Source organism: Priestia sp. SB1 (genome assembly GCF_038898415.1).
The window spans coordinates 1-1,672 of the sequence record NZ_JBBJSS010000034.1 but is presented as its reverse complement, the minus strand read 5'-3'; the positions used below and the strand labels follow the sequence as shown (position 1 = coordinate 1,672).

General features: G+C 37.4%; 1 protein-coding gene. It reads right to left on the bottom strand.

What is annotated here, in order from left to right; translation table 11 throughout:
* Positions 1-46: 46 nt before the first annotated feature.
* A protein-coding gene (locus WKH56_RS35015; RefSeq protein ID WP_231099258.1) for an IS3 family transposase occupies positions 47-1,605 on the bottom strand; the annotation gives its coding sequence in 2 pieces (ribosomal slippage) (positions 47-954 and positions 954-1,605; 1,560 coding nt in all).
* Positions 1,606-1,672 lie beyond the last annotated feature (67 nt).

Genomic DNA, 1,672 nt, shown 5'->3' with positions numbered 1-1,672 from the left:
TGAATTGCCCCCTGTCAAGTAGACAGTGAAAATAATAAAAACAACACTAGACGGCTTTAGCCCTGAACTCGAGAGGGCTGAGGCCGTTTAATCGTTTTTGGTATCGGTCATGATTATAGAAATACATATATTCATTTATTGCTTTAGATAAATCTTCAAACGTTCCATATTTATGTAAGTAATACTTCTCTGATTTTAATGTTCCCCAAAAAGATTCCATTGGTCCATTATCGATACATCGTCCTACTCGTGACATACTTTGAGTCATCTTTGCTTTTGCTATTTTCCGTTTAAACCCATGGGAGGTGTACTGAAAGCCACGGTCGCTATGTAGAAGTGGATGTTCTCCATTTAGAAGATTAGTTGCCTTATCAAGCGTCTCAAAAACAAGTTTAGTGTTGTTAGAATGTCCGAGAATATAACTGATAATGGATCCATCATACAAGTCACGAATCGCGCTTAAATAAGCCTTTTTGCTTGAGCCATATTTCAATTCTGTGACATCCGTCACCCATTTTTCATTCGGTTTGTTCGAAGTGAATTCACGGTTTAACACATTTTCCGAAATATGGTGGGGGATAGAACGTTTATAACGTTTTTTCTTGATTCGTATAACCGAGCGTAAACCAGCCACTTTCATTAATCGATAGATCCTCTTATGATTGAGTGTCTCGTCAAACTTTCGATTCATATGTAACGTCATTTGACGATATCCAAAAATGCCATTCACTTTTTTATGTAGAGCTTTCATCTCTTCCATGATGGTTTCATTCAGAAGTTCTTGGGAAGTTGGCTTGAATTTTAGCCACTTATAGTAAGCAGCTCTAGACACACCAGCGATTTCACAAAGCGCGAGAATGCTCAATTCTTCTTTCTTATGAAGTTCCTGAATAGCGACGTATTTATCTTCAAATCGGATGAGCCTTATTTTCGCCTCCTTTCGATTCCCTCTACCTTTTTTAAGAATAAATTCTCCGCACGTAAACGTTCATTTTCTTGTTCAAGTTTTTTCATTTCACGTTTTAATTTTTCTTCTTGAGTGAGCTCTATTTCAGGTTTTGTTCTTCCGCGTTTATCATAAAGCGCTTCAATGCCACCATTTTCATATTTTTTTACCCACTGATACACCTGTTGGTATGAGACCTTGTAGACTTCAGCTGTCCTTTGATAATCCCTCTGATGTGTTATGCAGTAGGAGGCAATTTCAATTCTCTCTTCTACTGTCGTTTTTCTCCCTTTGGTCATAGACTGGTTTCTCTCCTTTGACGTTTGCTTTAACTCTCTATGACCATTATAAAGCTTTATCCAACCTTGCAGTACAGAGTGACTCGATATTTCGTACTTATGAGTTAACTCAATAAGAGAATAGTCTCCAGACAAAGCATCTCTTACGGCAGCTACCTTTACTTCTTTTGAATATTGCTTCCAACCACTGGATTTATCAAGCCCGTCCAATCCAAATTGTTCGTACTTTTCTCTCCACATATAAAGCGTTCGCTCAGAAATTTGATGTCTTTGGAGAAACTCCCTTAATGTGAATTCTCCCTTTTCGTAGGCTTTTAAAATTCGGTACTTTTCTTCCTTAGAAAATTTACTTTTAGCCATATAAAAATACTCCCCCAAAGGAAACAGATTTTTTATTTCATCTGTCTACCTTTAGGGGAGCATATCA